This is a genomic window from Aureimonas jatrophae (assembly GCF_900104035.1).
Lineage (GTDB): Bacteria > Pseudomonadota > Alphaproteobacteria > Rhizobiales > Rhizobiaceae > Aureimonas > Aureimonas jatrophae.
In genome coordinates, this window is sequence record NZ_FNIT01000005.1 from 246,239 (window position 1) to 267,376 (window position 21,138).

The window sequence follows — 21,138 nt, forward strand, 5'->3', positions numbered from 1 at the left end:
TCGCGTGTCCCAGGCTGCGAACGGCACCTTTACGGGCTTTGCGCGTTCCCACAGCGAGCTACGGCACGAGAATCAGTTGCGCCGTTCAAACCGCGTTCAAGACGACAGGAGCCCCCATGGCAGAGCAGCCGACCGAGAAGTTCTGGAAAATGATCGAGGACTTCGACGCCTGCATGGTCACGACCCGCGACGGTGGCAAGCTGCGCTCCCGCCCGATGGCGCCGCGCGTGTCGCGCGAGCGATCCGAGATCCTCTTCATCACCGACCGCAACTCGCACAAGGTCGACGAGGTCGACGCCGACAACCAGGTCGCCTGCACCTTCACGTCCAAGAACGAGTACGTCGCAGTTTCGGGCACGGCCTCGGTCACGCAGGACCGCGCCCGCATCGACGAGATCTGGGACGCGCAGGTCGAGGCCTGGATGCCCCAGGGCAAGGATTCGCCGGATGTCGCCGTGCTGGTGATCCGTCCCACGCAGGCCGAGATCTGGGATGTCACCAGCAACAAGCTGACCCAAGCCTACGAGTTCGCGAAGGCTTACCTGGGCGACAAGCCGCAACCGGACACAACCGAGAACGTGAAGGTCCGGCTTTGACCGGACGGCGGGCGCGGCACCGGTCGCGCCCGCCGCTTCGGAGCCGACGACGGCCCGTCCGGCCGGTCCGCGTTTGAAAAACGCGACAAAAGACACAATGTGAAAAGATACCGCACTTGGCACTTCGCCCTCGATGCCCGAATCGGCACAGGCGCAGTGGCAGGTTCCGTCCCTCGTTCGGGCAGCCCAACTGCCCGACGAAAGCTGAAGGAGAGTATCCGACGATGCCGACGATCGCGCTGGTGGATGACGACCGCAACATCCTGACATCGGTGTCGATCGCGCTGGAGAGCGAAGGATACCGGGTCGAGACCTACACGGACGGCGCCTCGGCATTGGAAGGCCTGTCGGCCCGCCCTCCCCAGCTCGCCATCTTCGACATCAAGATGCCCCGCATGGACGGCATGGAACTCCTGCGCCGGTTGCGTCAAAAGAGCGACCTGCCGGTGATCTTCCTGACCTCCAAGGACGAGGAGATCGACGAGTTGTTCGGTCTTAAGATGGGGGCCGACGACTATATCCGCAAACCCTTCAGTCAGCGTCTCCTGGTGGAACGCGTTCGGGCCATCCTTCGCCGCGGCGCGCCCCGCGATCCGGCCGGGGCGGCCAAGAACGGCGGCCCCGCCCCCGAGGCCTCGCTGGAGCGCGGCCAGCTCGTGATGGATCAGGAGCGGCATACCTGCACCTGGATGGGTCAGCCTGTGACCCTGACCGTCACCGAATTCCTGATCCTTCATTCGCTCGCCCAGCGTCCCGGCGTCGTGAAAAGCCGCGATGCCCTGATGGACGCGGCCTACGACGAGCAGGTCTATGTCGACGACCGCACGATCGACAGCCACATCAAGCGCCTGCGCAAGAAGTTCAAGGCGATCGACGACGACTTCGACATGATCGAGACGCTCTACGGCGTGGGCTACCGCTTCCGCGAGATTTGATCGGAGGCTCCGTTTGGCGCTGACCAGCGAGGGCTCGACGCCCGCCGCCGCCTCGTCCCGCCCGCGCTCGCTGCGGGCGCGCTGGCGCCGCGTGCCCTTCATCCGCCGGACGTTGTTTCGGCTTCGCTGGGTCCTGGGTCACTCCATCTTCTCGTCGCTGACGCGGCGCATCGTCTTTCTCAACCTCGTCGCGCTGATCGTCCTCGTCTCGGGCATCCTGTATCTCAACCAGTTTCGGGCAGGACTGATCGACGCGCGCGTCGAAAGCCTCCTGACGCAGGGCGAGATCATCGCGAGCGCCATCGCCTCCTCGGCGACCGTCGAAACCAACGCGATCACGCTCGATCCCGAGCGCCTCCTTGAGATGCAGGCCGGCGCGACGGTGCAACCGGGCGCGGAAGCGGAGTCCCTCGACTTCCCGATCAATCCGGAGCGTGTCGCCCCGCTCCTGCGACGCCTGATCTCGCCGACCCGCACCCGCGCCCGGCTGTACGATCGGGACGCCAACCTGATCCTTGACTCGCGCCACCTGTATTCGCCGGGCCAGATCCAACGCTTCGGTCTGCCGCCAACGGCGGAGGAGAACGAGAACGGCGTCTTTTCCTGGCTGGAAGCCCAGGCGGGCCGCATCTTCGGACATGGAGGCCTGCCCGTGTATCGTGAAGCCGCCGGCGGCTCGGGGACGACCTATTCCGAGGTCATGGGAGCGCTGACGGGCGGACCGTCGGCGGTGGTGCGCTCCACCGAAACGGGCGAACTCATCGTCTCGGTCGCCGTGCCGATCCAGCGGGCCCGTGCGGTGCTCGGCGTCCTGATGCTGTCGACGCAGGGCGGCGACATCGACAAGATCGTCCAGGCCGAGCGGATGGCGATCGTGCGCACGTTCGCGGTGGCCGCGATCGTCACCGTCGTCCTGTCCATGTTGCTCGCCTCCACCATCGCCACGCCGCTGCGGCGCCTCGCGGCGGCCGCCGTGCGTGTGCGGCGAGGCGTCAACGCGCGCGAGGAGATCCCGGACTTCGGCGACCGGGCCGACGAGGTCGGCAACCTCGCCACGGCGTTGCGCGGTATGACCAACGCGCTTTACGCCCGCATGGACGCGATCGAGAGTTTTGCGGCCGACGTCAGCCACGAGCTCAAGAACCCGCTGACCTCGCTGCGTTCCGCTGTTGAGACCCTGCCGCTCGCGCGCAACGACGACGCGCGCCAGCGCCTTCTCGCGATCATCCAGCACGACGTGAAGCGTCTCGATCGCTTGATCACCGATATCTCCGACGCGTCCCGCCTGGATGCGGAATTGGCTCGCGAGGTGTCGAGCCGGGTCGATCTCGGCGGCCTCGTCGCCTCCGTCGTGGACGGCGCGCGCGCCCATCTGAAACCGGGCCGCGATACGCGGATCGATCTGCAACGCACCGCTCCGCCCGCCGGCAAGACGTTTCGGGTGTCGGGCCATGATCTGCGGCTCAGTCAGGTCTTCACGAACCTCGTGGACAACGCTCGTTCGTTCGTTCCCGAGCATGGCGGACAGATCACCGTGGGCCTGCGGCGGCGCTCGCGTCACGTAGTCGTGACGGTCGAGGACAACGGGCCCGGCATCCAAGCCGAGAAGATCGAGCGCATCTTCGAACGCTTCTACACCGATCGCCCCGGCGCGGAGAGCTTCGGCCAGAATTCCGGCCTCGGTCTTTCGATCTCGCGTCAGATCGTCGAAGCGCATGGCGGAACGCTCGAGGCCGAGAACATCCTTCGCGGCGATGGCAGCGTGGCGGGCGCGCGCTTCGTCGTGACGCTGCCGGCAGAGGAATGAGCGACGACGCCCTCGGTCCCGGTGGCATCCATGCGAGCGCGGTGGCCTTTGCGGATCGCGCGGTCCTGATTCGCGGCGGGTCCGGCAGCGGGAAGTCGACCCTTGCGCTCGCTCTCCTGACCCGGTGCCTCTTCGACGGGACGCCGGGTCGCCTCCTGGCCGATGACCGCGTCCGCCTGCGCATCGAAGAACAAACGCTTGTCGCCTGGGCACCGCAGGGGCTCGCCGGTTTGATCGAGGTGCGCGGGGCGGGTCTCCTGCGCGTGCCAGTGGCCGATCCCTGTCCGATCCGCCTCGTCGTCGACCTAGCCGCCGCCGGCGAAACGTCCGAGCGCCTGCCCCGACGCCGTATCGATTCCATCGCCGGCGTCACCCTGCCGGCCGTACGATGGCCGGCGCGGGCGAGCGCCGCCGGCGCCGATCTCGTGATCGCCCTCCTGTCGGGCGCCGAACTCGTCGACCCGGATGCGGGGTGAGGAGATTCTTCGCATCCGCAGCACAGCAACTGTGCAAACGCGACCCGATCCACAACCTTCGTGCGATGAAAACCCCGGCGATCACGACCGGATCGCGTTGAAAACCCGGAATCTTTCGAATGTGACAGCGGTGTGCCTTGCGGAGGCGGTGCCCGCAAGCGCACAATCAGGTGCCTAGCGAAGTGGCGGAGTTTGGGGTCGCATGATCGGATTGGTGCTTGTAACCCACGGCCAGTTGGCCCGCGAGTTCAAGCTGGCCATGGAGCATGTGGTCGGGCCTCAGGACGCTTTGGAGACGATCTGCATCGGCGCCGAGGACGATATGGAGCAACGGCGTCTCGATATTCTCCAGGCGGTCCGCGACGCGGATCGGGGGCGGGGCGTGATCATCCTGACCGACATGTTCGGCGGCACGCCCTCCAACCTCGCCATCTCGGTGATGGAAGAGAACCGCATCGACGTCCTGGCCGGGGTGAACCTGCCCATGCTGATCAAGCTCGCCAGCGTTCGCGCCGAGCATTCCATGGAGGAGGCTCTCGTGCGCGCGCAGGATGCCGGTCGCAAGTACATCGCCGTCGCCAGTCGAATCCTCAGCGGTCAGTAGCGGACACGCCCTCCCCTCATGTCGTCCGCCGCCGGTCCCGCATGTCTTGCCAGAGATACCAGCCGATGAGCCAGATAGCCGTGAAGCCGCAGGAAGGTCCGATCGTACGCACCCTTGCCATCGTCAATCGCAAGGGACTGCACGCGCGGGCCTCCGCCAAGTTCGTGCAGACAGCCGAGAGCTTCGATGCACGCCTGATCATCTCGCGTGACGGCATGAGCGTCGGCGGCCAGTCCATCATGGGCTTGATGATGCTGGCCGCAGGCCAAGGCACGACGATCGACGTCGAGGCGGACGGTCCCGACGCCGAGGCGGCCATGGCGGCGATTGCCGCGCTGCTTGCCAACCGTTTTGGCGAGGATTGCTGACACCGTCTCGGGGATCGCCGAAACGCTCGCATAATCGTATAAGGATTCCCTTATATCCTTTTTTGAATGGCGCTGGTAAGAGAACCGCAACGCAGCCGAGGCGGCGCGGCGACCCATCGCGTCGGCGTCCCGCCCGAGACAGGGGACGCGTCATGAGCGCCGCACAGGATTTCGTCGTCAAGGACATCTCGCTCGCCGACTGGGGCCGCAAGGAACTTGACATCGCCGAGACCGAAATGCCGGGCCTGATGGCCTGCCGCGACGAGTTCGGTGCCGATCAACCGCTCCGGGGCGCCCGCATCGCCGGCTCGCTGCACATGACGATCCAGACCGCGGTCCTGATCGAGACGCTGCAGGCGCTGGGCGCCACCGTCCGCTGGGCATCCTGCAACATCTTCTCGACCCAGGATCATGCGGCCGCGGCGATCGCCGCCGGCGGCACGCCGGTCTTCGCCGTCAAGGGCGAGTCGCTCGAGGAATACTGGGACTACACCGACCGCCTGTTCCAGTGGCCGGACGGCGAACCCGCCAACATGATCCTCGACGACGGCGGCGACGCCACGATGTACATCCTCACCGGCGCGCGGGCCGAGGCGGGCGAGGACGTCCTGTCCCACCCCTCCAACGAGGAGGAGGAGATCTTCGTCGCGCAGATCCGCAAGCGCATGGCGCAGAGCCCCGGCTTCTTCACGCGCCAGCGCGACGCCATCCGCGGCGTGACCGAGGAAACGACGACCGGCGTCAACCGCCTCTACCAGCTGCAAAAGAAGGGTCTGCTTCCCTTCCCGGCGATCAACGTCAACGACAGCGTGACGAAGTCGAAGTTCGACAACAAGTACGGCTGCAAGGAGTCGCTGGTCGACGGTATCCGCCGCGCCACCGACGTCATGATGGCCGGCAAGGTCGCCGTGGTCTGCGGCTACGGTGATGTGGGCAAGGGTTCGGCCGCCTCGCTGGCCGGGGCCGGCGCGCGCGTGAAGGTGACCGAGGTCGATCCGATCTGCGCGCTTCAGGCGGCGATGGACGGCTTCGAGGTGGTGACGCTGGAAGACGCCGCTCCCAGCGCCGACATCATCATCACGACCACGGGCAACAAGGACGTGGTCACGCTGGACACGATGCGCACCGTCAAGGACATGTGCATCGTCGGCAACATCGGGCACTTCGACAACGAGATTCAGGTGGCCGCCCTTCGCAACCTGACCTGGACCAACATCAAGCCGCAGGTGGATATGGTCACCTTCCCGGATGGCAAGCGCATGCTGCTGCTGTCCGAGGGTCGACTGTTGAATTTGGGCAACGCCACGGGCCACCCCAGCTTTGTCATGAGTGCCTCGTTCACGAACCAGACGCTGGCGCAGATCGAGCTCTTCACGAAAGGCGAACAGTACCAGAACCAGGTCTACGTGCTGCCCAAGCATCTGGACGAGAAGGTCGCTCGGCTTCACCTCGACCGCTTGGGCGCGCGCCTTTCGACGCTGAGCCAGGAGCAGGCGGCCTATATCGGCGTCACGCCTCAGGGTCCCTTCAAGTCGGATCACTACCGCTACTAAAACGTGTAAGGGGCACGAGAGCGCCCCTTTAGGCTGCGGAAACTGCGATGCGTCGTTGGCAACCCCCACGGCGCATTTTCTTTTTTCCGAACTGTGCCGTTCGCGCGCTTTGCGTGGAGTTATCCACCGTTTAAATTCCCAGGCGTCACGAACCGTTGGGGAACGGATCGCGGCAAAGGAGACAACTGTCTTTCCTCGAAAGGCGGCGGAGAAGGTCGGGGATGACGCAAGGCGAATCAAGGATAGGCCCGGACCGGGGGGTTCGGCCTAACCTCTATCTCTGGTTGCAGACCTGCCTGGCAGCTGCGCTCCTGTGCTTGTGCCCGGTCGCGGCCAAGGCGCAGGAGGCGGAGGGCAGCTTGGCACCGGAGACCGTTCTCAATCTGGCCCTCGTCAGCCTGACGATCGGCGCCGCGATGATCGCCGCCGTGTGGCTGATCCGCCAGCAGTCCGCCACCGCGGCGGAAAACCGCCGCCTTGCCATGGCCCTAGCCGATGCGACCGACGAGTCCGACCGTCGTGCCACGCTTCTGACCCAGGACGGCCATCGCCTGCTTGTCTTCAGCGGCGTCGGCGTACCGGACGTCATCGGCGTGCTGCCCCGCACCATGGGTATTCCAGCCGAGCCGGCGGCGTTTCTGCGCTTCGGCGAGTGGATGGACCCTGCCGAAGCCGCGATGCTCCAGCGCGACATCGATGCGCTGCGGGCGCGCGCTGAAGGCTTTCGCCGCGAGGTCGAGGCACCGGGCGGCCAGGCCATGGAGATAGCCGGCCGCACGGTCGGGGGCCTTGCCACGGTGCGCTTCGCCCCGATGGAGGGCTTGCGCGAGGCGGTTGCCGAGGCTCGCATCGCGCTGGAGCGTGCCAACGGCATGATCGAGACGGTGCAGGCGCTCTTCGATGCCGCTCCCTTGCCCATGTGGGTACGCGGCTCCGACGGTCTCCTGGTCTGGGTGAACAGCGCCTATGCCGCGGCGGTCGAGGCGCCGGGCGTTGCTGAGGCGGTGGCACGGCAGACCGAGTTCTTCAACGAACGCGAGCGCCAGCAGATCGCCGCTCACCTTGCGACCGCGGGCCGCTTCGAGGGTCAGATCAGCGCCGTGGTCGCGGCCGACCGCCGCAACTTCCAGGTCGTGGACGCCAGCGGCGCCTTCGGCTCGGCCGGATTGGCCGTCGACGTCTCGGAGACCGAGACGGTCCGCATGGAGCTGCGCGAGACCGTCCGCTCGCACGCCGAGACGCTGGATCACCTGACGACCGCCATCGCGCGCTTCGACGAGCGCACGCTCCTGATCTATCACAACAGCGCCTTCGCCAAGCTCTTCGGCCTGTCGGCCGGCTTCCTGGAGGCCGGGCCCGACCACGTGGCCATCATCGATCATCTGCGCTCACGCGGCGTTCTGCCGGAGGACCGCCCGCTCAGCCAGGTCAAGGCCGACATCCTGCGGGCCCATCGCGCGACCGAGCCGACCGACGGGCTCTGGCACCTGTCGGACGGGAGGACGCTGCGCGTCTTCACGAGTCCGGAGCCGCGTGGCGGTGCGACCTGGGTCTTCGAGGACCTGACCGAGAAGCTTCAGCTGGAGTCGCGTCTGAACGCGCTCGTACGCCTCCAGGGCGAGACGCTGGACTACCTGCGCGAGGGCGTCGCGGTGTTCGGGCAGGACGGTCGGCTGCGCCTATGGAACCCGGTGTTCGCCGCGGTCTGGGGGCTTCAGGCCGACTTTCTCCAGGCCAAGCCGCATATTCGGGCCTTCGCGGCCAGCGCCGCCGTATCCGTACGCCCGACCGGCGACGGAGGCGCGGACTGGTCCGCCTTCACCCGTGCCGTCACCGCCTTCGACGAGACCGGCCGCGAGGCGGTCAGCGGCGAGATCGAGCTCAGCGATGGCCGCATCCATTTCTACGGCATCGTGCCCCTGCCCAACGGGCAGACCATGCTGACCTTCACCGACATCTCCGACGCGCGGGCCGCCGAGCGCATGCTGCGCGAGCGCAACGAGGCGCTGGAGCACGCCGCGCGGCTGAAGAGCGACTTCGTCCAGCACGTGAACTACGAGCTGCGCTCGCCGCTCACCAACATCATCGGCTTCTCGGCCTTGCTGCGCTCGCCCGACGCCGGGCCGCTGAACGCCAAGCAGAGCGAGTATCTCGACTATATCGGGACATCGACGACGACCCTGCTTGCCATCGTCAACGACATTCTCGACCTGGCCACGATCGATGCTGGCATCATGGATCTCGACCTCAGCGACGTCGATATCGCGCGTACCGTGGAGCACGCGGCGGACGCGGTGGGCGAGCGGATGCGCGACGGAGACCTGACGCTGACCGTGGATGTCGCGGCCGCCGGCACGAGCTTCCGTGCCGATGGTCATCGCGTCACGCAGATCCTCTTCAACCTCCTGTCCAACGCGGCCAACTTCGCGCCTGCCGGCTCGACGGTGGGCGTGCGCGCCTGGCGCGAGAAGGGCGACGTCGTCTTCGCGGTGACCGACGAGGGTCCAGGCATCGCACCCGATGCCGTCGCCAAGCTGTTCGAGCGCTTCGAGTCCGATCCGTCCGGGGGGCGCCAGTCGGGCGCGGGGCTCGGCCTGTCGATCGTCAAGAGCTTCGTGGAACTGCATGGCGGACGGGTCGAGGTCGGTCCGGGTCCGCGTGGGCGCGGCACCACCGTCACCTGCCGGTTCCCGGCGACGCCGGATCGGAACGAGCGGGACCTCGCGGCCGAATGACGGCTGCCCCTGCCCCCTCGGGGCCAGACACGATCGGGGAGCTGACGCTGGCCGACGAGGAGGCCACCCGGCGTCTGGCGAGCGACCTCGCGCTCGCCGCCCGTCCCGGCGATCTTCTGGCGCTGGAAGGAGATCTGGGCGCCGGAAAGTCGACGCTGGCGCGCGCCTTCCTGCGTGCGCTAGCCCGTGATCCCGAGCTCGAAGTCCCCTCGCCCACCTACACGCTGGTCCAGCTCTACGACACCGCGCCGCCGGCCGCCCATGCGGACCTGTACCGTCTTGGCGACGAGGCGGAGGTTGATGAGCTTGGTTTGCGGGACATTCTGGACGACGGCATTCTTCTGGTGGAATGGCCGGAACGGGCACCCGATCTCCTGCGGCAGGCGAGCCTTCGCATCCGTTTGCGCGACGCGCCGAACGGCGGACGCATCGCGCAGATAGACGCAGGCGATGCGCGCGCCGCCGCCAGATTCCGACGCACGCTCGCGGCTCGCCACTTCCTGGAAGAGGCCGGTCACGGCGATACGCTGCGTGCACCGCTCGGCGGCGATGCGTCGGCGCGCGGCTACGAGACGCTGGCCGTCGAGGCCGGCACGGCGTCCCTGATCCTGATGGACTCGCCCGACCTCGTTCCCGGCCCAGCGGTGCGCGGGGGCCGCCCCTATGCGGCGATCGCCCATCTCGCCCAGACGCTCGCCCCCTTCGTCGCCATCGCCGGCGCCCTGCGCGACCATGGGCTCGCGGTACCGACGGTTCTCCGTGCCGATACGGGCGCGGGCTTCGCGCTCCTATCCGATCTGGGACGAGAGGGCGTGCTCGATGCGCAGGGACGCCCCATCGCGGAGCGCTACGAGGCGAGCGTCGAAGCGCTGGCTCATCTTCATGCCCAACCGCTTGCCCGGATCGTTCCGGGGCCGGACGGGGCCTACCGCATTCCGCCCTTTGATCGCGACGCCCTGTCGATCGAGGTCTCGCTGCTCCTCGACTGGTACTGGCCGGACCGCTACGGATGCCCCGCCTCGCCCGACGATCGGGCGGCCTTCGACGACGCCTGGGCACCGCTCTTCGATCTTGCCGAGGACGCCGAGCACCACCTGCTTCTGCGCGACGTTCATTCGCCGAACCTCCTTTGGCAACCGGACGCCGAGGGCATTCGCCGCGCGGCCTTTCTCGACTTCCAGGACGCGATGATCGGCCCGACCGCGTACGACGTCGCCTCGCTCGCGCAGGACGCACGCGTCACCGTCGAGCCGGAACTGGAAGCACGGCTCATCGCGCGCTACTGCGCCGCCCGCCGGCAGCAGGATCCCGGCTTCGACGCCTTCCGCTTCGAGGCAGCCTATGCCGTGATGTCGGCGCAGCGGCTGACGAAGATTCTGGGAATCTTCGTGCGGCTTCATGCGCGCGACGGCAAACCGCAATACCGCCGTCACATTCCCCGTCTCAAACAGTACCTGACACGCACCCTTCCCCATCCGGCGCTGGCATCCTTGGCCGAACTCTACGGCCGCTGGCGCCTGCTGGACGAGGACGGTCCGCCATCATAGCCTTGCCGACACCATGAACCGACCCACAGCCGCTATCCGCGTGACCCGCCCCGCAGCCAAGCCCCGCACCGCGATGATCCTCGCGGCGGGCCTCGGCAAGCGCATGCGACCCATCACCTCCACGATCCCGAAGCCCCTCGTCGAGGTGCGCGGCAAGGCGCTGATCGACTACGGTCTCGATGCGCTCGCGCGCAACGGCGTCGAGCGCGTCGTCGTCAACGTCCACTACATGGCCGACCTTATGCGCGCGCACCTGCGCAAGCGCCGCGACATGGACGTGATCATCTCCGACGAGACCGACAAGCTCCTGGAGTCGGGCGGCGGCATCGTGCGCGCCCGCCCGCTGATCGGCGAGGATCCGTTCTACCTCCTCAATGCCGACACGTTCTGGATCGACGGCTACAGAGATAATCTCGACCTCCTCGCCGACCTCTGGGACCCGGCGAAGTCCGACATCACCCTTCTGATCGCCGAGATGCGCCAGGCCACCGGCTACGAGGGCCGCGGCGACTTCACAATGGACAAGGAAGGCCGCTTGCGCCGCGTGGCCGAGCGCGACATGAGCCCCTTCATCTACGCCGGCGCCGGCATCCTGAATCCTGCGATCTTCGAGGGACTTCCCGAGGAGACCTTCTCCCTCAACCGCGTCTTCGACACGGCGATCGCGGCCGATCGCCTCTACGGGGTACGGCTCGACGGCCTGTGGATCACCGTCGGAACTCCGGCCGCCGTGCGCGAGGCCAACGAGGCCTTCCTGGCCAGCACCGGACGCGTCCAGTACGCCTGACATCGGCGCTTCGGGATCGAGACGGGACTGCGCCCTCGACCCGGCCTTGGGCAAGTCCGGGGTCTCGCCCGTCGGTGGGACGGGAACCCGGGCGGAGCCCACCGAGCCCAGACGCGCGACCCTCCGACGTTTGAACGCCCGTGCGGGCCCGGATAGGATGCGGGCATGCGCAGTCACGTCTTCTCGATCTCGCCGGGCCTCCCCTTTCTGCCGACCCTGGCGGAGGGCATTCTGGACGGGCACTTCCTGCCGGGCCTGGATCTTCGCGGCGACCCGCTCAAGCTGGCGGACCTGACGGTTCTCGTACCGACGCGCCGTGCGGCGCGGGCGCTGCAGGGCGAATTCGCGCGCGCGCTCGGCGGCCGGGCGGCCATCCTGCCGAGCGTGCGTCCGCTCGGCGAGGCGGAGGACGCGGCAGCTTTCCTGGACCTAGGTCCGGCGCCGCAGCTCGTGCCCGAGATGGCGATGCTGGAGCGGCGGCTGCTCCTGGCGCGGCTCGTCCGGCTCTGGAAGACGACGCTGAACCGTCAGTCCCTGCGCATCCTGACGGGCGAGGAGCGCGTTTTGCCGGCATCGGCTGCGGACGCCCTTTATCTCGCGAACGATCTGGCCGCGCTGCTCGACGAGGCGACGGACGACGAGGCAAGTCTGGCAGCCCTGCCGAATCTTGCGCCCGACCGCCTGGCGGAATGGTGGCAGCTCACGCTGACCTTTCTCGACATCCTCGCCCGTCAGTGGCCGGCGATCCTGGAAGAGCGGCAGTTGCAGGACCGGGCGGCGGCGCGCGTCGAGTGGTTCCGGCGCGAGGCGGAGCGGTTGCGGCGGCACGGCTCGCGCGGCGGCGTGGTGGTGGCCGGATCGACCGCGACGGCGCCCGCGACGCTCGACTTCTTTCGCGCCGTGGCGCGGCTCTCGAACGGCGCGCTGGTGCTTCCGGGCCTGGACTGCCATCTCGATGAGCCCAGCTTCCGCTGGATCGATCGCGCGCGCACGATCGCAGCGCCCGGCCATCCGCAGCATGGCCTGCGCCGGATCATGGAAGCGCTGCAGCTGGGTCGCGACGGCGTGCGCCAGACCGCGCCGGCGTCGGGCAGCGACCTTCTGGCGCGCGAGCGCTTCCTGTCGGAGGCGATGCGTCCCGCCGAGACAACCGAGCTTTGGGCCAGCCGCGATCTCGGCGAGCTCGCCGGGCCGGCGCTGCGCGGCGTCGACCTGATCGAGGCCGCGGACGAGCGCGAGGAGGCGCTCGCGATCGCGGTGGCGATTCGCGATGCCCTATCCGTGGAGGGCTCGACCGTGGCGCTGACGACGCCGGATCGCAACGTCGCGCGGCGTGTCGTCTCCGAACTCGAGCGCTTCGGGATCGCAGCCAACGACTCGGCGGGCCGCCCGCTCGGCTGCACCCCACCCGGAACGCTGACAACGCTGGCGCTGGACGCGGCGCTGCGTCCGGGCGATCCGATCGGCCTTCTGTCGCTTCTCAAGCATCCGCTGGTCCGGCTGGGCCTGACGGCAGCCCAGGCGCGCGAGGGCGCGCGCGCGATCGAGCTCCTGGCGCTGCGGGGCGGCGTCGGCACGGCGGACGCGCTCTCGCTCCCCGAACTCGTGCGCGGCCGCATCCGCCGCTTCGAGCTGGCGCGGGAGGATGCGGACCGCCTGCGCGCCAGTCGCGCGGTGGATCTGCTCGGTCCCGAGGAGCGCGGCTACGCAACCGAGGTCGCCGACAAGCTGCGGCTCGCGCTCGGGCCGCTTCTCGCGCTGCGCGGCGACGGCGAGACCGAGGTCGCGGACTATGCCGAGGCGCTGCGCGCCGCGCTGGAGGCGCTGGCGCGCGACGAGGAAGGCGAGCCGCGCCCGCTCTACGCGGAGGAAGCGGGAACGGCGATGGCCGACTTCCTGCGCGAGATGGGCGCCGCCCCCTCGACGGGCTTCAGCTTCGTGCCGGAAGAGCTGCCGGACGTCGTGCGGGCGCTGATGAGCGAGGTGACGGTGCGGCCCCGGGGCGGCCTGTCGCGGCGCGTCTTCGTGTGGGGCGCGCTGGAAGCGCGGCTGCAGAACGTCGACGTGATGATTCTGGCGGGCCTCAACGAGGGAACCTGGCCGCGCGCGGCGCGCTCGGACGCCTTCCTGTCGCGCGTCATGCGGGCGGAGATCGACCTCGACCCACCCGAGCGCCGCATCGGCCTGGCCGCACACGACATCTGGATGGCGATGGGCACACCGCGTGTCGTTCTCGCTCGTTCGTCGCGCGCAGGCGGGGCGCCTGCCATCCCCTCGCGCTGGCTGCAACGCATCCTGACGCTGGCCGGCCCCGCTGAAGCGCGGGCGATGCGCGAGCGTGGCCGGGTCTATCTCCATTATGCCGGGGCGATCGACGCGGCCAAGCCCGCCAGCGCGGCGACCCGCCCCGAACCGAGACCACCCGCCGAGGCACGGCCGACGCGCTATTCGGTGACCGAGGTCGAGACACTGGTGCGCGATCCCTATGCGGTCCATGCGCGGCGCATCCTGCGGCTGGAGCCGCTGGAGCCGCTGATCCGCCAGCCCGGCGCACCCGAGCGCGGCACGCTCTACCATGCCGTGTTGCACGAGTTCGTCTCGAAGGTCCGCGGCGATGATCCGCGCGCGGAAGGAAAGCTCCTGCAGATCGCCCGGACGCTGTTCGACCGCGAGAAGCTGCCGGCCGAGATCGAGGCCGTGTGGTGGCCGCGCATGGAAACGCTGGCGCACAACATGGTGGCCTGGGAGCGAACGCGGGCGCCCTTCGTCGAGGCGCGCTTCACCGAGGTCGAGGGCGAGGTCACGTTCGCCGATCTCGGCGTGACGCTGCGTGGATACGCCGACCGGATCGACCGGTTGCGCGGTGGGGCGATCGAGATCGTGGACTACAAGACCGGCACGCATCCCTCCGTACGCCAGGCACGCACGCTGCTGGCGCCGCAGCTTCCGCTGGAAGGGGCGATGGCGCGGCTCGGCGGCTTTGAGGCGCTGGGCGCCAAGCCCGGCGGCATTTCCGATCTCATCTACGTGCGGCTGCGCGAGCGCGAGTTCCTGGAGGAGCGGCTGGCGCATGCGGGCGGCCGCACCGGCGAGCCGCAGACGGGCGACGATCTGGCCGACGGAGCGCTGGCGAAGTTCCGCGCGCTCGCGGCGGTCTACAAGAGCGCGGAAAAGGGCTACCTGTCGCGCGCCCGGCCCTTCCTGGCCGGAGACTTCACCGGTCCCTACGACCATCTGGCGCGGGCGCGCGAGTGGAGCGTCGCCGCCGTCGACGAGGGAGAGGACGCATGAGCCGCGCCGTCTCGCGCGAAACCGAGCGGGCGCAGGCGCTCGCGTCCGACCCCACGCGCTCGGTGTTCGTCTCGGCCAATGCCGGGTCGGGCAAGACGCACGTCCTGACGGAGCGCGTCGTTCGCCTGCTGCTTGCCGGCGCCGAGCCCTCGAAGATCCTGTGTCTCACCTACACCAAGGCCGCGGCGGCCGAGATGCAGACCCGCGTCTTTCGACGCCTTGCGGGCTGGACGCGCTTGTCGGACGAGGCGCTGGGCGACGAGCTCGACCGGATGGAGCCTGGCCGGTCCCATGCGGGCGAGCGGCTGGCCGAAGCACGGCGCCTGTTCGCCCGCGCGCTGGAAACCCCGGGCGGTTTGAAGATCCAGACGATCCATGCCTTCTGCGAGGCGGTGCTGCACCAGTTCCCGCTGGAGGCCAACATTCCCGGCCACTTCGAGGTGCTGGACGAGACGGAGTCGGCGATCCTGCTGGCGGAGGCGCGTCGCCTGCTCGTCACCGGCACGAAGCCCGGCTCCGCCGATCCCGAGGACGGCGCGCTGGCGCTGGCCTTTGCCGACGCGCTGGCGGCGGGCGGCGAATGGGGCCTCGACGCGCTTCTCGGCGAGATCGTCGCCAAGCGCGACCGGATCCGGGGCTTCATCGAGGGAGCCGGCGGGCTGGAGGAGGCGATCGCGCTCACCGCCCATGCGCTCGGCATCGACCCGGCCGAAACGGCCGAGACCGCGCTGGCGGCGGTGAACGATCCGCCGGGCTTCGACCGCGACTTCCGCCGGGCGTTGGGTTTGGCGGCCGGCGACAGCGACAAGGCGACCGATGCGACCCTTCTCGGCAAGCTCGCCGACTTCGAGAGCGCGGCTACGGCGCAAGCGCGCTTCGAGGCGCTGGGGGCCATCCTCCTGACGGCGGCCGGCGAGCGCCGCAAGCCGGGCTCGGTCGCGACCAAGGCGGTGGCCGGCCGCTTTCCCGATTTTGCGGAACGCCTGGCCACCGCCGGCGATGCGCTGGATAGGCTGGCCGAGCGGCTCGCGACGCTGCGGCTCTTTTCGGCCAGCCGCGCGGCGCTGCGCATCGCGGAGCGGCTCGACGCCGACTATCAGGCCCTCAAGCGCCGGCGCGGCCGGCTCGACTTCGAGGACCTGATCGTGCGCACGGCCGACCTTCTCCTGCGCGGCGAGGCGGCGGCCTGGGTCCACTTCAAGCTCGACCAGGGCATCGACCACGTGCTGGTCGACGAAGCGCAGGATACGAGCCCGCGCCAGTGGCAGGTGGTGCGCCAGCTGGTGGAGGAGTTCTTCGGCGAGACGCAGGCTCGCGCCCGGCCGCGAACCGTGTTCGCGGTGGGCGACGAGAAGCAGTCGATCTACTCCTTCCAGGGCGCCTCGCCGGCCATGTTCGCGGCCGAGCGGCGAAGCTTGGAGGCTCTGGCGAAGAACGCGGGCCTGCCCTTCTCGCGGGTCGAGCTGCACCAGAGCTTCCGTTCCGTGCCGGCCGTGCTCGACGCCGTGGATCGCGTCTTCCGGGACGAGGGTGACCGGCGCGGCCTGTCGAGCGGCAACGAGCCCCCCGTGCACGTCTCGGCCCGCACGAGCGACCCCGGCCTGATCGAGGTCTGGCCGAGCCTCGTGCCGGCGGCCGCGGTCGCCAGCGACGACTGGCTCGACCCGATCGATCACCAGCCCGCCTCGGCCCCGCCGAGCCGCCTTGCGCGGCGCATCGCCGAGACGATCCGGCGCTGGATCGGCCAGCCGGTGCGCGTGCGCGGCGAGACGAGGCCGATCACGGCGGGCGATGTCCTCATCCTCGTGCGCAAGCGCTCGGGCTTCGTCGCTGCCATGGGCGCGGCGCTGCGCGAGGCCGCGCTGCCGGTGGCGGGCGCCGACCGCCTCGTGATCACCGACCATATCGCGGTCCAGGACCTGATGGCGTTGGGCCGAACGGTGTCCAACGCCGAGGACGAGCTGTCGCTCGCCGCCGTTCTGAAGAGCCCGCTCTTCGGCTTCACGGACGAGGACCTGACGGCGTTGGCCCTGTCGCGCGACCCCAAGCGACCCGAGTCGCTCTACTTGGCCTTGCGTCGCCTCGCGCGGCCGCGCGGCGCGGCGCTCGTGCCGCCCTTCGTGCCGGAGGCCGAGCGCACGCGCTTCCTTGCGCTGTGCCGGACGAGCTTCGAGCGCCTGGAGGAGCTGCGTAGGCGCTCGGGCTTCGACACGGTGTTCCCGTTTTTCGCGCGCATCCTTGGGCCGGAGGGCGGGCGTGCCGCGCTGGTGGGTCGCCTCGGCTCGGAGGCGGGCACCGTGGTGGACGCCTTTCTCGACCTCGCCCTTGCGGAGGAGGAGGCCGGACGCGGCGGGCTGGACGCCTTTCTTGCCGATCTCGAGGCGTCACCGCCCGAGATCAAGCGCGAGATGGATCACGGGCGCGGCGAGGTGCGCATCATGACCGCGCACGCGTCGAAGGGCCTGGAAGCGCCGGTGGTCTTCCTGGTGGATCCGGGCTCGGCTCCCTTCAGTCGCACGCACGGCGCGCGGCTCATGGAGTGGACCGGCATGCCCGGCTGCCCGGCGGGCGCGGCGCCTGGCTTCCTGTGGTGCCCGGAGAAGGGTGCGCGCAACGCCGTCGTCGAGCAGTTGCAGGATGTCGAGCGGCAGGCCGCCGAGGACGAATACCGTCGCCTCCTGTATGTGGGTCTGACACGCGCGGCCGACCGCCTCGTGGTCTGCGGCATTGCGGGTCAGCGCGGGCCGGACGAGGCATCGTGGGCGATGCGGGTGCGCGCGGCGCTGGGAGGCGACGGCGCGCGCGAGATCCGGGATCCGCAGACCGACGAGCTGCTGGCCCTGCGCATCGGCGAGGAGTCGGACGAGCGGATCGATGCCCCAGCGCTCGCGCCCGAGCCACAGGCGTCCGTGCGATCCGTCGACCTCTGGAAGCTCGATCCCGAGCCCTTGCCGCCGCGTCCGCTGACGCCCTCCACGGCGGGCGGGGCGAGCCGCATCGAGATCGTCGCCGATACCGAACCATCGCTTCCCGGCTTCAACGGACGATTGGCCTTGGAGCGCGGGCGCCTCATGCATCGCCTGCTCCAGGTCCTGCCCGAACTGCCGCATGAGGATCGTCACCCGACCGCCGCGGCCTATCTGCAGCGTGCCGGCGCGGAGTTCTCGGACGAGGAGCGCGACGCGATGCTGGCGGCCGTGGAAGCGGTGCTGGACGACCCGGCGCACGGCGCGCTGTTTGCAGACGGTAGCCGGGCAGAGGTGACGGTCGCGGGCGAGATCGAGCTCGGCGGCGTCACCTACGCGGTGAACGGTGCGATCGATCGGCTCGCGGTCGGGCCCGAGGTTGTCCACATCCTCGACTACAAGACGAACGCACCGTTTCCTGAATCGCTCAGCGAGGTGCCGGAGGCCATGCGCCTGCAGCTCGCCCTCTACCGCGAACTGGTCCGCCCCCTCTTCCCGGCCCTGGAGATCAGGACATCGCTGCTCTTCACCGAGGGGCCGCTCCTCATGCCGGTGCCGCCCGAGGCGCTGGACGAGGCGCTGGCCGCACGCGCCGCGCGTGCACAGGCCGCCGCCCACGCGGCTTGAACCGGTGCCTGCCCCCATCTACCTATGCGGGGACGCGGAACCGAGGGACTCATGGCCTTCTGTTCCCGCCCCGCACGTGGCCCCTCGCAACCAGCGTCGAGGCCCTTTCCCAGGAGCCGAGCATGGCCACCAAGACCATCGACAGCAGCAACTTCCAGTCCGACGTCCTCCAGTCCGCCAAGCCAGTTGTGGTGGACTTCTGGGCGGAGTGGTGCGGTCCGTGCAAGATGATCGCCCCGAGCCTCGAGGAGATCGCGGCCGAGAACCAGGGTATCGACGTCGTAAAGGTGAACATCGACGAGAACCCGGATCTCGCCGCGCAGTTCGGCGTGCGCTCGATCCCGACGCTCATGCTCTTTAAGAACGGCGAGCAGGCGAGCGTCCAGGTCGGCGCCGCGCCCAAGAGCAAGCTGGTGGCCTGGATCAACTCCAACACCGCCGCCTGATTTATCGATCTGACAATCGTCGAAAGGGCTCGCCGGTTCGCCGGCGGGCCCTTTTTGCGTCAGCGGGGCGCGAGGTCGCTGTCGCGCAGCACGTCGCCTGCCAGATACAGCGAGCCGCAGACGAGGACGCGCGGCGGCGCCTCCCCCTCCCGCAGACCTGTTGCGATACGGGCCAAGGCCTCGGCGACGCCGGGCGCCGCTTCGGCTCGCAGGCCCGCCTCGCGTGCCGCGAGCGCCAGCGTCTCTGGCGAGAGCGCCGCATCGCTCGTCGGGATCGGCACGCAGCGCACGTCGCGCGCCATGCCCTGAAAGTGACGGAAGAAGCCGACCGGCTCCTTGGTCGAGAGCATACCGCAAACGAGATGGAGCGGGCGCGGCGCGCGATCCTCCATCTCGGCCAAGGCTTCGGCGATCACCGCACCCGCTCCCGGGTTGTGGCCGCCGTCCAGCCAGAGTTCGGAGCCTGCCGGCAGCGTCTCGAAGAGCGGCCCCGTCGTGATGCGTTGCAGACGGCCCGGCCACTGCGCGTTGGTCAGTCCCCGCGCGATCGCCCCGCCGGCCGGTTGGAAGCCGGCCGCACGCAGCGCCGCGATCGCGGTCGCCGCGTTGCCGATCTGGTGCCGACCTGGAAGTCGCGGCAGGGTGAGATCGAGCAGTCCCGCATCGTCCTGGTAGACGAGGCGCCCACGCTCGGCATACGCGAGGAAGTCTTCGCCGTAGACCTTGACCGGCGCGCGCGTGCGGGCGGCGCGATCGCGCAAGACATCCAACGCCGCCGCTTCCGTCTGCGGGCCGATCACCACCGGCGAGCCCACCTTGAAGATGCCGGCCTTCTCGGCGGCGATGAGTTCCACCCGGTCGCCGAGATAGGGCTGGTGGTCGAGCGAGATGGCGGTGACGACAGTGGCGGCGGGATGATCCACGACGTTGGTCGCATCGAGCCGCCCGCCAAGGCCGACCTCGACCAGCGCCGCGTCGGCCGGATGTTCCGCAAACAGCAGAAAGGCGACGGCCGACAACATCTCGAAGACCGTGACGGCCTCCTCGCCGTTCGCCGCGCGCGCACGACGGATCGCCTCCGCGAGCACCGCGTCGTCGACCAACTGCCCCGGCTTGCCGCGCCGTCCCAAACGGTAGCGCTCGTGCCAGCGCACGAGGTGGGGCGAGGTATGGACATGGGCGGCCAGTCCCTCGGCCTCCAGGATCGCCCGCATGAAGCTGACCGTGGAGCCCTTGCCGTTGGTGCCGGCGACATGAATCACCGGCGGCAGGCGCGTCTGCGGATCGCCCAGCGCGTGAAGAAGCCGCCGGATGCGCTCCAGCCCGAGGTCGAACCCCTTCGGGTGGCGCTCCATCAGCCCCGCGATCTCGCGGTCCGCTTCCGCGGTGTCCGCGCTCGGGAAGGAGGAGGTCAAAGCGGTCAGGCCGGCTCGGGCTGGACGGTGGCCGGTGGTTCCGCAGCGACGGCCGGTTGGATCACGGGCTCCGTGGCGGGCGCCTTGGTCAGCACCGACAGGAGCTTGGCGATCGTGCCTTTGAGCTCGTGACGGTGGACCACCATGTCCACCATGCCGTGCTCCATCAGGTATTCGGAGCGTTGGAAGCCCTCGGGCAGCTTCTCGCGGATCGTCTGCTCGATGACGCGCGCGCCCGCAAAGCCGATCACAGCACCCGGCTCGGCGATGTGGACGTCGCCGAGCATGGCGTAGGAGGCGGTGACGCCGCCCGTGGTCGGGTTGGTCAGGACGACGATGTAGGGAAGCCCCGCGTCCTTCACCATCTCGACGGCCACCGTGGTGCGCGGCAGCTGCATGAGCGACAGGATGCCCTCCTGCATGCGCGCACCGCCCGAGCCTGCGAAGAGCACGAGCGGGCGCTTGCGATCGACCGCCGTCTCGGCCGCGGTCACGATCGCCTCGCCTGCCGCCATGCCGAGCGAGCCGCCCATGAACGCGAAGTCCTGGACCGCCGCCACGATGGGCAGACCCTCGAGCGCGCCGGCCGCGACCAGCACGGAGTCCTCCAGCCCGGTCTTGGCCTTGTAGTCTTTGAGACGGTCCACGTAGCGCTTGGAGTCGCGGAACTTGAGCGGGTCGAGCGGCACCTTCTCGAGCGCGATCTCCTCGAAGACGCCGCCGTCGAATAAGTGCGTCAGCCGGTCCCGCGCCCCGATCTTCATATGGAAGTTCGAGGTCGGGATGACGAACTGGTTCGCCTCCAGATCCTTGTGGAAGATCATCTCGCCGGTCTCGGGACATTTGATCCAGAGATTCTCCGGCACCTCGCGCGGCTGCTGGCCGAGCAGCGAGGAGATCTTCGGGCGGACGTAGTTGGTGATCCAGTTCATGCGGTTCTCCGGGCGGAGGCCGGCGTGGCGCCGGAGGCGTTCAGGGATGGGAT

The 21,138-nt window shown here is 69.1% G+C and carries 15 protein-coding genes; 13 read left to right on the forward strand and 2 right to left on the reverse strand.

Annotated elements, in window-relative coordinates; translation table 11 throughout:
• Nucleotides 1–116: 116 nt before the first annotated feature.
• From BLQ76_RS12980 to trxA, 13 genes are all read left to right on the forward strand, one after another.
• Nucleotides 117–596, forward strand: a complete 480-nt coding sequence (locus BLQ76_RS12980) for a pyridoxamine 5'-phosphate oxidase family protein (protein ID WP_090673871.1) — start codon at nucleotides 117–119, stop codon at nucleotides 594–596.
• A gap of 224 nt (nucleotides 597–820) precedes the next feature.
• On the forward strand, nucleotides 821–1,531 hold the full coding sequence (locus tag BLQ76_RS12985; protein WP_090673873.1) for a response regulator transcription factor: 711 nt from the start codon (nucleotides 821–823) through the stop codon (nucleotides 1,529–1,531).
• A 13-nt stretch (nucleotides 1,532–1,544) separates the two neighbouring features.
• Nucleotides 1,545–3,338, forward strand: a complete 1,794-nt coding sequence (locus tag BLQ76_RS12990) for a sensor histidine kinase (RefSeq protein ID WP_090673875.1) — start codon at nucleotides 1,545–1,547, stop codon at nucleotides 3,336–3,338.
• On the forward strand, nucleotides 3,335–3,814 hold the full coding sequence (locus BLQ76_RS12995) for an HPr kinase/phosphorylase (protein WP_090673877.1): 480 nt from the start codon (nucleotides 3,335–3,337) through the stop codon (nucleotides 3,812–3,814). The genes BLQ76_RS12990 and BLQ76_RS12995 overlap by 4 nt, the downstream gene beginning before the upstream one ends.
• A gap of 202 nt (nucleotides 3,815–4,016) precedes the next feature.
• Nucleotides 4,017–4,418, forward strand: coding sequence for a PTS sugar transporter subunit IIA (locus BLQ76_RS13000; RefSeq protein ID WP_062014712.1), 402 nt, complete (start codon nucleotides 4,017–4,019; stop codon nucleotides 4,416–4,418).
• 65 nt (nucleotides 4,419–4,483) lie between these two features.
• On the forward strand, nucleotides 4,484–4,786 hold the full coding sequence (locus BLQ76_RS13005) for an HPr family phosphocarrier protein (protein ID WP_090673879.1): 303 nt from the start codon (nucleotides 4,484–4,486) through the stop codon (nucleotides 4,784–4,786).
• Between the two features lie 152 nt (nucleotides 4,787–4,938).
• Complete coding sequence (gene ahcY / locus BLQ76_RS13010; RefSeq protein WP_090673881.1) at nucleotides 4,939–6,339, forward strand: adenosylhomocysteinase; 1,401 nt, start codon at nucleotides 4,939–4,941, stop codon at nucleotides 6,337–6,339.
• 359 nt (nucleotides 6,340–6,698) lie between these two features.
• Nucleotides 6,699–9,074 carry a sensor histidine kinase gene (locus BLQ76_RS13015; RefSeq protein ID WP_244519608.1) on the forward strand — a complete coding sequence of 792 codons (2,376 nt, stop codon included), beginning with the start codon at nucleotides 6,699–6,701 and terminating at the stop codon, nucleotides 9,072–9,074.
• Nucleotides 9,071–10,621, forward strand: coding sequence for a tRNA (adenosine(37)-N6)-threonylcarbamoyltransferase complex ATPase subunit type 1 TsaE (gene tsaE / locus BLQ76_RS13020; RefSeq protein WP_090673887.1), 1,551 nt, complete (start codon nucleotides 9,071–9,073; stop codon nucleotides 10,619–10,621). The genes BLQ76_RS13015 and tsaE overlap by 4 nt, the downstream gene beginning before the upstream one ends.
• Nucleotides 10,622–10,634: 13 nt before the next feature.
• Nucleotides 10,635–11,408: a nucleotidyltransferase family protein gene (locus tag BLQ76_RS13025; protein WP_090673890.1), complete on the forward strand. Its 774-nt coding sequence runs from the start codon at nucleotides 10,635–10,637 to the stop codon at nucleotides 11,406–11,408.
• A gap of 165 nt (nucleotides 11,409–11,573) precedes the next feature.
• Nucleotides 11,574–14,699, forward strand: coding sequence for a double-strand break repair protein AddB (gene addB / locus BLQ76_RS13030; RefSeq protein WP_090673893.1), 3,126 nt, complete (start codon nucleotides 11,574–11,576; stop codon nucleotides 14,697–14,699).
• Nucleotides 14,696–18,292 (forward strand): double-strand break repair helicase AddA, encoded by a 3,597-nt coding sequence (gene addA / locus BLQ76_RS13035; RefSeq protein WP_090673895.1) that lies wholly within the window; start codon nucleotides 14,696–14,698, stop codon nucleotides 18,290–18,292. The genes addB and addA overlap by 4 nt, the downstream gene beginning before the upstream one ends.
• A 122-nt stretch (nucleotides 18,293–18,414) precedes the next feature.
• Nucleotides 18,415–18,738: a thioredoxin gene (gene trxA / locus BLQ76_RS13040; RefSeq protein ID WP_090673898.1), complete on the forward strand. Its 324-nt coding sequence runs from the start codon at nucleotides 18,415–18,417 to the stop codon at nucleotides 18,736–18,738.
• 59 nt (nucleotides 18,739–18,797) lie between these two features.
• Here the strand turns inward: trxA and BLQ76_RS13045 are convergent, their stop codons facing one another.
• Together BLQ76_RS13045 and accD are read right to left on the reverse strand one after the other, a co-directional pair.
• Nucleotides 18,798–20,093: a bifunctional folylpolyglutamate synthase/dihydrofolate synthase gene (locus tag BLQ76_RS13045; protein WP_090674137.1), complete on the reverse strand. Its 1,296-nt coding sequence runs from the start codon at nucleotides 20,091–20,093 to the stop codon at nucleotides 18,798–18,800.
• A 65-nt stretch (nucleotides 20,094–20,158) separates the two neighbouring features.
• Nucleotides 20,159–21,085, reverse strand: coding sequence for an acetyl-CoA carboxylase, carboxyltransferase subunit beta (accD, locus tag BLQ76_RS13050; protein WP_090673900.1), 927 nt, complete (start codon nucleotides 21,083–21,085; stop codon nucleotides 20,159–20,161).
• Nucleotides 21,086–21,138 lie beyond the last annotated feature (53 nt).

What these genes read in the sequence shown, in the direction of transcription:
- BLQ76_RS12980 (WP_090673871.1), top strand. Translation starts at nt 117, where the DNA reads ATGGCAGAGCAGCCGACCGAGAAGTTCTGGAAAATGATCGAGGACTTC.
- BLQ76_RS12985 (WP_090673873.1), top strand. Translation starts at nt 821, where the DNA reads ATGCCGACGATCGCGCTGGTGGATGACGACCGCAACATCCTGACATCG.
- BLQ76_RS12995 (WP_090673877.1), top strand. Translation starts at nt 3,335, where the DNA reads ATGAGCGACGACGCCCTCGGTCCCGGTGGCATCCATGCGAGCGCGGTG.
- BLQ76_RS13000 (WP_062014712.1), top strand. Translation starts at nt 4,017, where the DNA reads ATGATCGGATTGGTGCTTGTAACCCACGGCCAGTTGGCCCGCGAGTTC.
- BLQ76_RS13005 (WP_090673879.1), top strand. Translation starts at nt 4,484, where the DNA reads ATGAGCCAGATAGCCGTGAAGCCGCAGGAAGGTCCGATCGTACGCACC.
- ahcY (WP_090673881.1), top strand. Translation starts at nt 4,939, where the DNA reads ATGAGCGCCGCACAGGATTTCGTCGTCAAGGACATCTCGCTCGCCGAC.
- tsaE (WP_090673887.1), top strand. Translation starts at nt 9,071, where the DNA reads ATGACGGCTGCCCCTGCCCCCTCGGGGCCAGACACGATCGGGGAGCTG.
- BLQ76_RS13025 (WP_090673890.1), top strand. Translation starts at nt 10,635, where the DNA reads ATGAACCGACCCACAGCCGCTATCCGCGTGACCCGCCCCGCAGCCAAG.
- addB (WP_090673893.1), top strand. Translation starts at nt 11,574, where the DNA reads ATGCGCAGTCACGTCTTCTCGATCTCGCCGGGCCTCCCCTTTCTGCCG.
- addA (WP_090673895.1), top strand. Translation starts at nt 14,696, where the DNA reads ATGAGCCGCGCCGTCTCGCGCGAAACCGAGCGGGCGCAGGCGCTCGCG.
- trxA (WP_090673898.1), top strand. Translation starts at nt 18,415, where the DNA reads ATGGCCACCAAGACCATCGACAGCAGCAACTTCCAGTCCGACGTCCTC.
- BLQ76_RS13045 (WP_090674137.1), bottom strand. Translation starts at nt 20,093, where the DNA reads ATGGAGCGCCACCCGAAGGGGTTCGACCTCGGGCTGGAGCGCATCCGG.
- accD (WP_090673900.1), bottom strand. Translation starts at nt 21,085, where the DNA reads ATGAACTGGATCACCAACTACGTCCGCCCGAAGATCTCCTCGCTGCTC.